This is a genomic window from Streptomyces sp. NPDC020299, assembly GCF_044387825.1.
Lineage (GTDB): Bacteria > Actinomycetota > Actinomycetes > Streptomycetales > Streptomycetaceae > Streptomyces.
Map to the genome: position 1 here is coordinate 369989 of NZ_JBIRWL010000001.1, position 12672 is coordinate 382660.

A 12672-nucleotide genomic window follows, 5' to 3' on the forward strand; every position below is an offset into this window, starting at 1 on the left:
TCTAAGGCACCCTCCCCTGGTGAGGGAGGTCCTGCTCGGTCCAGATGCACTTGCCGTCACCGAGGAAGCGTGTGCCCCAGCGCCGTGACAGGGCGGCGACCAGGTGCAGGCCCCGGCCGCCCTCGTCCGTGTAGCCGGCGCGCCGGATGCGCGGGGTGGTGAGGCTGCCGTCGTACACCTCGCAGATCAGCGACCGGCTGCGCAGCAGACGCAGCCGGACGGGTCCCCTGGCGTGCCGGACGACGTTGCCGACCAGCTCGCTGACCAGCAACTCGGTGGTCATCTCCAGCTCTTGGAGGCCCCATGCGGCCAGCCGGTGGCGGACGAACTCGCGGGCCTGTCCGGCCGCCCTGGGGTCTTCCGGCAGGCTGCACGAGGCGACGTCGGCGGGAGGCGTGGCGCGGGTGTGCGCGATCAGCAGGGCCGCGTCGTCACTGGTCTGCTCGCGGTCGGGCAGCAGGGTCGCCACGAGGTGGTCGCACAGGGCGTCGAGCCGGTCCGTGCGCTCGTCCGACCGCCCGTCGGGGAAGTACGAGGTCCGTGCGACGGCCTCCTCCAGAGTCCGCCGGAGCTGGGCGAGGCCCTCGTCGATGTCCCGGCCGGCCGCGTCCACGAGACCGTCGGTGCAGAACACCAGCAGGCTCTCCTCGGGCAGGTCCATCTCGTGTACGTCGAAGGGCGGGTCGGCGGCGCCGAGCGGTGGGTTGACGGACACCTCGGGGCGGCGGACCGTGCCGTCCGGGTGGACGACGACCGGTGGCGGATGCCCGGCCAGGGCCAGCGCACAGGTCCGGGCGACCGGGTCGTAGACGGCGTACGAGAAGGTGGCGTAGTAGTCGTCCCCCAGCTCGCCGACGATCTCGTTGAGGTGTCCGAGCAGTTCGTCCGGCTCCAGTTCCAGGTCGACGAGCGTGCGGACGGCCGTACGCAGCCGGCCCATGGTCGCGGCCTCGGCGATGCCGTGCCCCATGACGTCGCCGATCACCAGGGCGACACGGTCGGCGGAGAGCGGGATCAGGTCGTACCAGTCCCCGCCCACCTCGTCGCCCCGGCCCGCGGGCAGATAGCGGGCGGCGGCGGAGACGGCCGGCGGGGAGGGCAGTGACTTGGGGAGCAGGCCACGCTGGAGTCCCTGGGCCCGGGTGTGCTCCACGTCGTAGAGGCGCGCGCGTTCCAGCGCCTGGGCGACCAGGCCGCTGACCGCGGTGAGCAGGGTGCGCTCCTCCTGGCTGAAGGAGCGCGGACGGGCGAACGACATGACGCAGCAGCCGATCGGGCGACCCGACGCGATGAGCGGGAGGAACGCCCACGCGTTCTTGGTCGACTTGAGGGTCACACCTCCCAGGTCCCCGTACTGCCTGCGGAACTGGGCCTTGGACTCCACGAACATGGGTGTGCGGGTGCGCAGCGCGTCGGAGACCACCGTGTTGTCGCCCAGCGGAATGTCGTCGATCAGGTTCAGGAAGTCCGGTCCGTATCCGACGGAGTCGACCACGCGCACCCGGCCGCCCTCCAGTGCCTCGACCACGAGGCCGTCGGCGCCGAACGGGGGCAGGACGTGCTCGGCGACGGTACGGACCACGTCCCGGGACGTGACGGCCTCGGTGAGCGCGACGGTCAGCTCGTCCATGCGGGCGGTGCGCTCCGCCGCGCCGCTTTCGCCGGCCGTCTCCCCGGCCTCGTCGGCCTCGTCGGTCCGCTGCTGCGTGACGTCGGCGAAGAAGATCGCCAGTCCGCTCTCGGGCAGCGGCACCAGGCGTACCCGGCTCACTCGCTGGTCCCCCTGCCGGCGCAGATCGAAGGTCAGCGGCGCCCGCTCGGCGGACGCCCTGCGGCACTGGCCCTCCAGGCCCGGGGTATGACCGGCCGGGACGTCCCACAGGGTGCTGCCGAGCGCCGCCCCGCCCACGCCGAGGAGGCGCTCGGCCGCCCGGTTGAGGAAGGTGATCCGCCAGTCGCCGTCGACGGTGAGGAAGCCGTCCGCCATCGTGTCGAGCGCGCGCACCACGGAGTCCGTCCCGGCTCCGGTGCCGGTGATGCCGAGGGCGGGGCCGGCGTGCAGGCGCCCGGACGCCCATGCCGCCACCGCGTGCAGGAGGAGGCGCCGCGCCGGGTCCGGCTCGCCGGGCTCCGCGGTCAGCACCGTGAGCGCACCGTCGGGGGCGGCGTCGCCCGGCAGCGGAACCGAGACGACGCCCGCGGCCCCGACGCCCAGGACGTCCTCGCCCAGCCAGACGTACGCGCCGCCGCGTACGGCCCGGGCGGGCGGCGCGTCCGCGTCCTGCCGGATCCGGGCCCATCCTCCGGCGGTCCCGAGCGGCAGGCCGCTGAGCGCCGCGAGGCGCAGCGTGCCGGTGTCCCGGGGGTCGCGGTGGTGCAGCAGGCCGCCCAGGCCGTGCAGGCCGGCGGTCGCCTGCTGGAGCGCGAGCGGAAGGGCAACGCTGTCCGGCTGGTCTCCGGCCGCGGTTTCCAGCAGTCGCAGGCGTACGGACACCAGTCCTTCAGCGCGACTACCGCGCCCGGCGATACCGGCCGTCACCTCGCCTCCCCGGTCCGTACCGAGTCCGCTGCCATCAACAGTAGGTCGTCAGGGCTCCCTGAGCAGCGTGAGGTGGGCGAGGTCTCCGGGCGGCGGGGTGGTCACCGACCACAGCGGCGCGGCGGTTCCGTCGGCCACCGCCGCCGGGGCGTCGGTCAGGTTCATCCGCTCGCGCAGACGGCCGTAGAAGTCCATCGGCCCCAGCCGGACCGCCCGCAGCCGGCGCGGTGCCGCGTACACGCCGATCCAGTCGCCCGGGTCGAGCACGCCGCGCAGCTGGCCGTCGACGCTGACCGCGGCCTGGCCCGACCGTTCGAGCACGCGCAGCCCCACGGGCTCGTCCGGGGCGGTCACGACCGACCGGTTGAACGCCATGTGCGGGGCGACCGGCGTGAAGACCAGCGCCTCGGCGCGCGGCGAGACGACGGGGCCGCCGGCGGCGAAGCTGTAGGCGGTCGAGCCGGTCGGGGTGGCCACCATCAGGGCGTCGGCGGAGTAGGACGCCAGCAGCCGGCCCGCGACATAGACCCCGACCGACACTTGGCGGTCCCTCGACAGCTTCTCCAGGACGATGTCGTTCAGCGCGAAGACGTTCAGCGGGACGCCCCACTCGTCGCCGATCTCGCAGTCGGTGCGCACCCGGGGAGGCGGCAGGAGCGGCCCGCGGCCGTACCGCAGCAGCGCTTCCATCTCGGACGGGACCCGCAGCACGCACGAGGCGCGCATGGTCAGCAGCAGACGGTGCTCGACCGTCACCTGATCGTCCCGTACGGCGTCCAGTGCCGCGCGCACCTCGGCGACGGGCACCTCCGTCAGGAACCCCACCCGTCCCAGGTCGACGCCGAGGACCAGGGCGTCGTGCTCGGCGGCCAGCCGTGCGCCGCGCAGGAAGGTACCGTCGCCTCCCAGCGTGACGATGAGGTCGGGATCACCGGCGGCCTCCACCTCCTCCCCCGCGCCGCGCCGCACCCCGTCCCGCCACACGTCGATGTCCGCGCACGGCACGGCGTGCTCGGCACACCACTCCCGTACGGCACGGGCGGCCTCCGCGGCTTCCGCGCGCCCACCGTGCACGACCAGTCCGAGCCGAGTCACTGTCACGTCCGCCTCCGCGTCACCTCGCCACCGGCCACCGACACACCCCGAGTAACCCACTGCCGCCATCTGCCACACCGCCGGGCATCGTGGCGCGCAGGCTGGGGGCGGTCGCCGCGTCGAGTACCGGAGCTCAGCCGCCCGTCAGCGGTCGGACGGGGGTACCGGCGAGGAAGGCGGTGATGTCCTCCACCGCTTCCGTGTAGAAGGTGCGGTAGTTCTGCTCGCTGACGTAGCCGAGGTGCGGGGTGGCGAGCACGTTCGGCAGGGAGCGGAGGGGGTCGTCGGCGGGGAGCGGCTCGGTCTCGAAGACGTCGAGCCCCGCCCCGGCGATCCAGCCGTCCCGCAGGGCGCGCAGGAGTGCGTCGCGGTCGACGATGGCGGCGCGGGAGGTGTTGACCAGGTAGGCGTGCGAGCGCATGGCACGCAGTTCTGCCTCGCCGAGCAGGCCACGGGTCCGGCCGGACAGCACGAGGTGGACGGACACGAAGTCGCTGCGGCGCAGCAAGTCCTCCTTGCTGCCCACGAGTTGTGCGCCGGCGTCGGCCGCCCGCCCGGCAGTGAGGTTCTCGCTCCAGGCAAGGACCTCCATACCGAAGGCGGTGGCGATGCGGGCGACCCGTGTGCCGATCTTGCCGAGTCCGAGCAGGCCCAGGGTCCGGCCGTGCAGGTCCTGGCCGACGGTGGACTGCCAGGGGCCGCCTTCGCGCAGGGCCCGGTTCTCGGCCGTGACGTGCCGGGCGAGGCCGAGGATGAGCGCCCAGGTCAGTTCGACGGGCGGGGTGGGACTGCTCGCCGTACCGCAGACGGTCACGCCCTGGGCCGCCGCCGTCGCGAGGTCGATGGAGGCGTTGCGCATGCCGGTGGTCACCAGCAGGCGCAGTCGAGGCAGACGGCGCAGGAACTCGGCGTCGAAGGGGGTCCGCTCCCGCATGGCCGTCCACGGCCCTGGCCACGAGCCCCAGCCGGCCGGGCCCACCCGCCTCTGCCACCACGCCTCGCCGGCCAGGCCGAGGTACGCACGCTCCGCGAACACCTCACCGACCACCCTCCGCTTCGGCGGGCGGCTGTGTCGCCGGGCATGCGGAGGTCACCGCGGCCCCCGGTGGCGCCCCCGAGCAGCGGCTGTGCGTGCGGCCCGGGACCGTGCTGTCCCTGGTCCTGCGGCCTCGGGCGGATGACAAGCGGTGGACGGCCGTGCGGAGCTCCGCGCCCGTCTTCGTACTCGCGTCCGGATGGCGGGTGGACGCGGACGGCACCGCCCACGCCTGGCTGCGCTGCGCGGTGACCCGGGCCGGTGCGGCCCGGGTCACCGCGCCGGCGAAGGAACCGGACGTGGCGGGCGCGGCGCGCGCCGCCTTCACGGTCGACGTGAGCGTGGTCCCGTACCCGAAGGTCAGTCGCGGTCGCGCACCCTGATCGTGTAGATGCCGCGGCCGTGCGTGGCCGCGTACAAGGTCCTGCCGTCGGGGCTGAGCTTCAGTTGCAGCACGGCGACGGCCGGTAGGGAGCCGACTCGCTGCCACTTCGTCCGGTCCGGCGCGCGGTAGACGACACCGAGGTCGGTGGCGAGGGCGAGGCCGCCGTTCGCCGTGACCACCGCGGAGTTGGTGGGCACGTCGGGGAGGTTCGCGGAGATGTCCTTCCAGGTGGTGCCGCCGTCCTTGGACTCGAAGACGTGGCCGACGCCCGCGCCGGGTCCTTCGGTCCAGTGCCGGGAGAAGCCGTTGACCGCGAGGTACACGTGGTCGGCGTTGCCGGGGTCGACGGCGAAGCCGCTGAGGTAGCGGTTGGGTACGGTCCCGTCCGCCGGCAGGTTGATGTCGTGCCAGCCGGTGCCGTCCGCGTTGCCGACGGAGATGCCGCGGGCGAAGCCCTGGTTGTTGCAGGGGCCGCACCAGGCCGCGTAGACCTTGCCGCCCGAGGCGGCGACGGCGGTGGCGGTGCGGCCGGCGCCGAGGTCGTACACGCTCTTCCAGTCCGAGCCGCTGCGGATGGCGTAGCCCTGGGTCTGCACCCAGATGTGACGACCGCCCGCGATCCAGGTCGAACTGTTCTCCAGGTCCGCCGCGAGCGGGGCGATGAAGCGGGCCTCGCTGGTGGCGTTGTCGGCCGGCGCGACGTTGTACGACGTGGCCTTGCCGGGGTCGGTGGTCCAGGAGCCGTCGTTGACGGCGCAGTTCTGGGTGACCTGGACGGCGAGGTACACGTACTCCTGGGCGATGTCACAGCCGTTGGCGGGGTCGGTGAGGGTGTCGCCGCCGTCGCCGCCGAAGTCGGAGCCCATCACCTTGTCGTTGCCGCGCAGGACGGACTGCCCGTTGTCCTGGAGACCGCCGGTGACGGAGACACCGCCGTGGTCCAGGTCCTTGCCGATGCCCACCGAGTAGTACTGCAAGGTGTCGATGGTGCCGTCGTTGAGGGACGTCCAGTCGGTGGCGTGCCCGGAGGTGTCCTGGGCGCCGTCGACCGGGCGCTTGTAGGCACCGCCGTCGTTGCCGACATACACGTAGCTCTTGCCGTGGTAGCGGCCGATGGCGACGCCGTGCTGGTCGGAGTGCGTCGTCTGGTTGCAACTGCCGGTCTGCCGGGCCGGGTCGATGCTCCAGCAGGAGAACGGGAAATTCCAGTACGGGCCCACGGTCGACCAGGTGCTGCCGCCGTCCTTGGACTCGTAGACCTCCTCCAGACCGGCGTAGATGTGCTTGGGGTCGGCCGGGTCGACGGTGAGGAACTGGTTGTACCAGGCCTGCACGCCCGGCATGTAGCCGGCGGTGGTCAGCGCCGAGCCGTCGGCGGCCAGCTGCTTGTAGTCGGCGACCTTCGTCCAGGGGCCGAACGGCGAGGCGGCGCTGTAGATGCCTTCCAGCCCGCTGTCCGGGTTGGACGCCATCTGCTCGGGCGACTGGTCGACGGCGTAGTAGCGCGAGCCGTCGGCGGAGCGGGCGAAGGTGACCGTGCCGACGTTGTCCGCGTCGGTCGGCAGGTCACCGAAACCGCTGGTGATCCGCTGCCAGCTGCCACCGGCCCTGGTGTAGAAGCCGTTGTAGTCGTCACCGCTGCGCCAGCCGACCGCGAGGACCACCTTGGAGGGGTCCTTGGGGTCGACGGCTATGTCGTTGGTGATGTTCTTGTACGCGGCGTCGTCGTCGGTCGCCTTCGAACCGCCCGGCAGATAGTCGGGGTTGGGGGCGAACTCCAGCTTCCAGGCGCCGCTCAGTTTCTTCGTGGAGTGACTCCACACGCCTTCGCTGGTCGCCGCCCACACCTTGCCGCCGCCGAAGCGGAGCTGGCGGATGGTGGTGCTCTCCAGTTCGTCACCGCCGACCCGGCTGCGTGTGGAGAAGGTGCCGTGGCGCGGGTCGGACAGCACGTACACGCCGCTGCCGAGGTACGCGTCGGCGTTGGTGTTCGCCTCGCCGGTGGCCAGCCACAGCCGTCCGGTTCCGTCGAGGGCGAGAGCACCCGTGGACTGGGAGGGCAGCCGGTCGCTGATCGGCCGCCAGTGCCCGCCGCCCGTGCGCGAGCGCCACACTCCGCCGCCCGCGCTGCCCGCGTACACGTAGCCGTCGTCGTCCGCCGCCATCGCGGCCATCCGTCCGGTGACGTTGCCGGAGCCGCCACTGGAGTTGGAGTCGATGTCGCGGTAGCGCGGGTCGTCGGAGTCGTACGGCAGTTTGGTGATGTGCCGCCAACTGCCGCCGGTGCTGGGAAGTCTGGTCAGACCGCGCCAGGCCGCGCCGTACGCGCCCGGCGCGACGATCCCGGGAGAGGTGCGGGCCTCGGCGTACTGGTCCGCGCCCTCGGCTATCTCGTCGGCCTCGTTGCCGTCGTCGTCCTCCGCCTTCACCCGGGGTGCGACGGCACCCACCGAGTGCTCGCGCTCGGTGGCGAGTCGGGCGAGTGAACGAGCTCCGAAGGGGCTGCTGTTGCCGCCAGGCGCGGCGCTCGCGGGTATCGCGACGAGGCCGGCGGACGCGGCGATCGCGCAGATCGTGAGCCACCGTCTCTTACGGGTTGGTGCTGACACCAGAACCTCCCGAACGGGCAGTGATACGGCTGTCGCAGCAGACCCGATCACTTGAGGGAGGGAGCTTCCGACATTTGGTCAACCTTTGACTAGAACATGTCATTCCAGGTGTGGCCGCCCCCCACCGCGATTTCGCCGGACGGCTCGGCACGAGGGCCGAAGGGCCCTGGCACCTGCTCCCGGTCAAGCAGGACAGTAGAAGGAGAAGCCTCCCGGGGAGGTGAGCACAGTGATGTACTGGGACGGCGGCGGCTGGGCCTGGATGGCCTTCATGCCCCTGCTGTGGTTCGTGCTGATCGGCCTCGCCGTATGGGCGGTGGTCCGGCTCACCCAGCGCGCCACCGGTCGCGACGACGGCCTCGGCCACGATCCGCCACCACGAGAGACGCCGGAGGAGATCCTCGACCGCCGCTTCGCCTCCGGTGAGATCGACGCGGACGCCTACACGGACGCCCGCGAGCGCCTCGCCGCCCACAAGCCGAGACCCGCACGGCGAAGCGGCGACTGACTGCCTGGGACCTGCGCCTGCGCCTGCCATGCGGCAGCACCGCTTGCCCGGGGCCCAGGGGCGGGCCCGGTGTGTGAGCCGTACCCCCCGGGGGATACCTGTTGCGGTTGCGGAACCCGTGCGGCGAAGGGTGCGGAAGCGATGCACGCGATCGGACACGCCTTGTCCATTGCCGGATCGATGACCTGGGAGATCACCTGGGCACTGATCCTCGGCTTCCTCCTGTCCGCCGTCGTGCAGGCCGTGGTCCGCCGGGAGACGGTCGTACGGCTGCTCGGGGACGACCGGCCACGCACGCTGGCACTGTCGACAGGGTTCGGCGCGGCCTCGTCCTCATGCTCCTACGCCGCCGTCGCCCTCGCCCGCTCGCTGTTCCGCAAGGGCGCCGACTTCACCGCGGCCATGGCCTTCGAGATCGCGTCGACCAACCTGGTCGTCGAACTGGGGGTGATCCTCGCCCTGCTGATGGGCTGGCAGTTCACCGCCGCGGAGTTCGTCGGCGGGCCGGTCATGATCGTCGTACTCGCCGTGCTGTTCCGCGTGTTCCTCCGTGAGCGGTTGCTGCACCGGGCGCGGGAGCAGGCCGAGCGCGGGCTGGCGGGGTCCATGGAGGGGCATGCGGCGATGGACATGTCCGTGCGGGGCACAGGCGGCTTCACCAGCCGGCTGGTGTCCCGCGACGGCTTCACCTCGGTGTCGCACATCTTCGTCATGGAGTGGGCGGCGATCCTGCGCGATCTGGTGGCCGGCCTGCTGATCGCGGGCGCGATCGCCGCATGGGTGCCCGCCGAGTTCTGGCGCACGTTCTTCCTCGACGGCCATCCCCTCGCGGCGAAGCTGGTCGGGCCGCTCGTCGGACCGCTGGTGGCCATCGCGACCTTCGTGTGCTCGATCGGCAATGTGCCGCTCGCGGTGGTGCTGTGGAAGGGCGGCATCAGTTTCGGCGGGGTGATCGCCTTCATCTACGCGGACCTGCTGATCCTGCCGATCCTCAACATCTACCGGAAGTACTACGGAGGCCGGATGGCGGCGTTCCTGCTGGCCACCTTCTACGCCGCCATGGTGGTCGCCGGATACGTCGTGGAGTTCCTCTTCGGCAGCCTGGGCCTCGTGCCCGACCAGGCCGACGCGAGCATCCCCGAGGAGGGCGTGAGCTGGAACTACACGACCTGGCTCAACATCGTTTTCCTGCTGCTCGCAGCTGCCCTGGTGGTGCGCTTCCTGCGCACCGGCGGCCCGGCGATGCTGCGCATGATGGGCGGCTCACCCGATCACCCGGCACACGAGCACGATGGTCCTTGACGCGTCGGTCCGGCGGCTCCTGACACCCCGTCGAGCAGAGGTTCCCCATGCAAATATTTGATCTGATCGTAAGAAAGTCATTAAGGTCTGCTGGAACCCCCGCTCAGGTGATCACTCAGAAGGAGTGACCGTGGCGTCACATCGTCGACCCAAGCAGCCCAGCCGCACGCGAGTGACCGTGCTGACCACCGCGGCTGCCGCCGCCGTCGCGCTCAGCGCGAACGCCGCCAACGCCGCGCCCAGCGCGAAGCTGAGCAAGAGCGAGGTCAAGGCAAAGGTCGACAAGCTCTACGAGGAAGCCGAGCAGGCCACCGAGAAGTACAACGGGGCCAAGGAGAAGCAGGAGAAGCTCCAGAAGGAGATCTCCACCGTCCAGGACAACGTCGCCCGTGGCCAGCAGGACCTCAACAAGCTGCGCGACGGCCTGGGTTCGATGGCCACCGCCCAGTACCGCTCCGGCGGCATAGACCCCTCGCTCCAGCTGCTGCTGTCCTCCGACCCGGACGACTACCTCGACAAGGCCTCCACGCTCGACCAGTTGAGCGGCCAGCAGGTCGAGGCCTTGAAGAAGATCCAGGACAAACAGCGCGAACTCGCCCAGGAGCGCGCCGAGGCGACCGAGAAACTCAAGGACCTCGCCTCCACCCGCACCGAGCTGGGCAAGAAGAAGAAGGAAGTCCAGAGCAAGCTCGCCGAGGCGCAGAAGCTGCTCAACTCCCTGACCGCCAAGGAGAAGGCGGATCTCGCCGCCCAGCAGGAGCGCGCCAACCGCTCCTCCACCGAGCGCGTGGACCTCGGCGACACCCCGACGGCCTCCGGCCGTGCCGCCGCCGCCTTCGCCGCCGCCCAGAGCAAGATCGGCACACCCTACGTCTACGGCGCCACCGGCCCGTCCTCCTACGACTGCTCGGGCCTGACCTCCTGGGCCTACGCCCAGGCCGGCGTCTCCATCCCGCGCACCTCCGAGGCGCAGTCGAGTATCGGCACCCGTCTCACACGGAGCCAGCTCCAGGTCGGTGACCTGGTCTTCTTCTTCAACGACCTGCACCACGTCGGCCTGTACGCGGGCAACGGCCAGATCCTCCACGCCCCGCGCACCGGCACGGTCGTACGGTACGAGTCGATGGACACCATCGGCGGCCCGTTCATGTTCGGCGTCCGCGTCTGACCCGCACCCCGCACCCCCGAGCAACTGCGGTCACGGACGCACCCTGGGGGAAACCCCCCAGGGTTGGTGGGGCTGGCCTCGGACGCATACGGTGGCTGGCAGGCTTCTTCGGGCAGTAGTCCGTCTTGAGAATTCTCGGCATGACGATCCCTCCCGATACCTCTGTCGCAACCCGTCGCTCCGCCTCCGATGCGGGCACGTCGCGCCCCGGTTCCGGCAGCGACTTCGCCAGACTGTCCCAACGGATTGCCGAGGCAGGCCTGTTGGAGCGGCGTCCCGGCTACTACACGGTGCGGCTCGGTCTCGTGACCGGGCTGTTCGCTGCCGGCTGGGGAGCCTTCTTCGTCCTCGGCGACTCCTGGTGGCAGCTGGCCGTGGCCGCCTTTCTGGCCCTGGTGTCCGGGCAGGTCGCTCTGGTGGCGCACGATGTGGCCCACCGGCAGGTCTTCCGGCGTCGCCGGCACAGCGAGATCGGAGGGCGGCTGTTCGGCAATCTCGGGATCGGCATGAGCTACGGGTGGTGGATGAACAAGCACACCCGCCACCACGCCCATCCCAACCATGAGGAACTCGATCCCGATGTCGCCCCGGACATCCTGGTGTGGTCCACCGAACAGGCCCGCGCCAGCCGGGGCGTGGCCCGGCTCCTCGGTGGTCACCAGGCTCTGCTGTTCTTCCCGTTGCTGACCCTGGAAGGCTTCAACCTGCACGTCGCGAGTCTGCGGGCACTGCGCTCACCGTCCATGAAGAACCGGCTCCCTGAGGGCGCTCTGCTCCTGCTGCACATCGCCGCTCTGCTCTCCGCCCTGTTCCTGGTGCTCTCACCGGGCAAGGCGGTGGCGTTCCTCGCCGTGAACCAGTGCCTGTTCGGTGTCTATCTGGGCTGCACGTTCGCTCCGAACCACAAGGGCATGCCGACGATCACCGGTGATCAGCAGCCCGACTTCCTGCGGCGCCAGGTGCTGACCTCGCGCAACGTGCGCGGCGGCTGGTTCACCGACGTGCTGCTGGGCGGGCTCAACTACCAGATCGAGCACCACCTGTTCCCGAGCATGCCCACGGTCCATCTGCGTCGGGCCCAGGTGATCGTGCGGCAGTACTGCGCCGAGATCGGGGTGCCGTACCACGAGACCGGACTGATCCAGTCCTACCGCGAGGCCCTGACGCACATGCACCGCGTGGGAGAGCCGATCAGGCGGCAGCGCAGGGCGTGATCAGCGGGGGCCGAACGTGCCTCGACAGCAGGACGATGCACTTTCGGCCCATGGCGCTTCAGCTCGTCGGGGACGAGGTCCGGCGCGGCAGCTTCCAGTTCGGCCGCGGGAAGTGGCAGGTGTAGCCGTTCGGATAGCGTTCCAGATAGTCCTGGTGCTCGGGCTCGGCCTCCCAGAAGTCGCCCACCGGCTCGACCTCGGTGACCACCTTGCCCGGCCACAGCCCGCTGGCCTCGACGTCCGCGATGGTGTCCACGGCGACGCGGTGCTGTTCCCCGTCGGTGTAGAAGATCGCGGACCGGTAGCTGCGCCCGATGTCGTTGCCCTGGCGGTCCCTCGTGGTCGGGTCGTGGACCTGGAAGAAGAACTCCAGGATGTCGCGGTAGCTCGTGGTCGTGGGATCGAAGAGGATCTCGATGGCCTCGGCGTGGTCGCCATGGTCGCGGTACGTGGCGTTCGGCGTGTCACCGCCGCTGTACCCGACACGGGTGGACAGCACGCCCGGCTGCTTGCGGATCAGGTCCTGCATGCCCCAGAAACAACCGCCCGCCAGCACGGCTCGCTCGGTCTGCGATGTCATCGGTTGCTCCCTCACGTTCGAGCCGCTGTCCGGCGCGGTCGTTGACGTACGGTTCTCACGTTCATCCAGCTTATTACTACCGACAGGTAACCGTAGAACGGGCTGGTTACGCGCAGCGGGGCGGGGGGGGGGGGGGGGCCCCCCCCCGCCCCCCCCCCCGGGGGGGGGGGGGGGGGCCGCCCCCGGGCCCCCCCCCCCCGCCGGGGGGGGGGGGCCGGGGGGGGGGGGGGGGGTGT

10 protein-coding genes are annotated in these 12672 nt (G+C 71.1%); 5 read left to right on the top strand and 5 right to left on the bottom strand.

The genetic code is table 11. The annotated features are described in order from the left end of the window. Position 1: 1 nt before the first annotated feature. The 3 genes from ACH45E_RS01785 to ACH45E_RS01795 all read right to left on the bottom strand — a co-directional run bounded on the left by ACH45E_RS01785 (position 2) and on the right by ACH45E_RS01795 (position 4613). The gene (locus ACH45E_RS01785) at positions 2-2494 is read right to left on the bottom strand and encodes a SpoIIE family protein phosphatase (RefSeq protein WP_361436265.1); all 2493 of its coding nucleotides are present in this window, start codon (positions 2492-2494) and stop codon (positions 2-4) included. A gap of 93 nt (positions 2495-2587) precedes the next feature. Further along, the gene (locus tag ACH45E_RS01790) at positions 2588-3640 is read right to left on the bottom strand and encodes an NAD(+)/NADH kinase (RefSeq protein WP_361436262.1); all 1053 of its coding nucleotides are present in this window, start codon (positions 3638-3640) and stop codon (positions 2588-2590) included. 127 nt (positions 3641-3767) lie between these two features. After that, positions 3768-4613, bottom strand: coding sequence for a D-2-hydroxyacid dehydrogenase family protein (locus tag ACH45E_RS01795; protein WP_361436879.1), 846 nt, complete (start codon positions 4611-4613; stop codon positions 3768-3770). 152 nt (positions 4614-4765) lie between these two features. On the opposite strand from ACH45E_RS01795, the gene ACH45E_RS01800 reads away from it, so the two are divergent. Continuing rightward, positions 4766-5053, top strand: a complete 288-nt coding sequence (locus tag ACH45E_RS01800) for an acetyl-CoA synthetase (RefSeq protein ID WP_361436260.1) — start codon at positions 4766-4768, stop codon at positions 5051-5053. On the opposite strand, the gene ACH45E_RS01805 is transcribed toward ACH45E_RS01800, so the two are convergent. Beyond that, the gene (locus tag ACH45E_RS01805) at positions 5031-7664 is read right to left on the bottom strand and encodes a glycosyl hydrolase (RefSeq protein ID WP_361436258.1); all 2634 of its coding nucleotides are present in this window, start codon (positions 7662-7664) and stop codon (positions 5031-5033) included. The genes ACH45E_RS01800 and ACH45E_RS01805 overlap by 23 nt on opposite strands. Before the next feature lie 220 nt (positions 7665-7884). On the opposite strand from ACH45E_RS01805, the gene ACH45E_RS01810 reads away from it, so the two are divergent. The 4 genes from ACH45E_RS01810 to ACH45E_RS01825 all read left to right on the top strand — a co-directional run bounded on the left by ACH45E_RS01810 (position 7885) and on the right by ACH45E_RS01825 (position 11856). Beyond that, on the top strand, positions 7885-8172 hold the full coding sequence (locus tag ACH45E_RS01810; protein WP_361436256.1) for an SHOCT domain-containing protein: 288 nt from the start codon (positions 7885-7887) through the stop codon (positions 8170-8172). Between the two features lie 141 nt (positions 8173-8313). After that, on the top strand, positions 8314-9474 hold the full coding sequence (locus ACH45E_RS01815; protein WP_361436254.1) for a permease: 1161 nt from the start codon (positions 8314-8316) through the stop codon (positions 9472-9474). A gap of 130 nt (positions 9475-9604) precedes the next feature. Further along, a complete protein-coding gene (locus tag ACH45E_RS01820; protein ID WP_361436252.1) occupies positions 9605-10642 on the top strand; it encodes an NlpC/P60 family protein in 1038 nt (345 codons plus the stop codon). Between the two features lie 140 nt (positions 10643-10782). After that, on the top strand, positions 10783-11856 hold the full coding sequence (locus ACH45E_RS01825) for an acyl-CoA desaturase (protein ID WP_361436250.1): 1074 nt from the start codon (positions 10783-10785) through the stop codon (positions 11854-11856). 58 nt (positions 11857-11914) lie between these two features. Here the strand turns inward: ACH45E_RS01825 and msrA are convergent, their stop codons facing one another. Next, positions 11915-12436 carry a peptide-methionine (S)-S-oxide reductase MsrA gene (gene msrA / locus ACH45E_RS01830; RefSeq protein ID WP_361436248.1) on the bottom strand — a complete coding sequence of 174 codons (522 nt, stop codon included), beginning with the start codon at positions 12434-12436 and terminating at the stop codon, positions 11915-11917. Between the last annotated feature and the right edge of the window lie 236 nt (positions 12437-12672).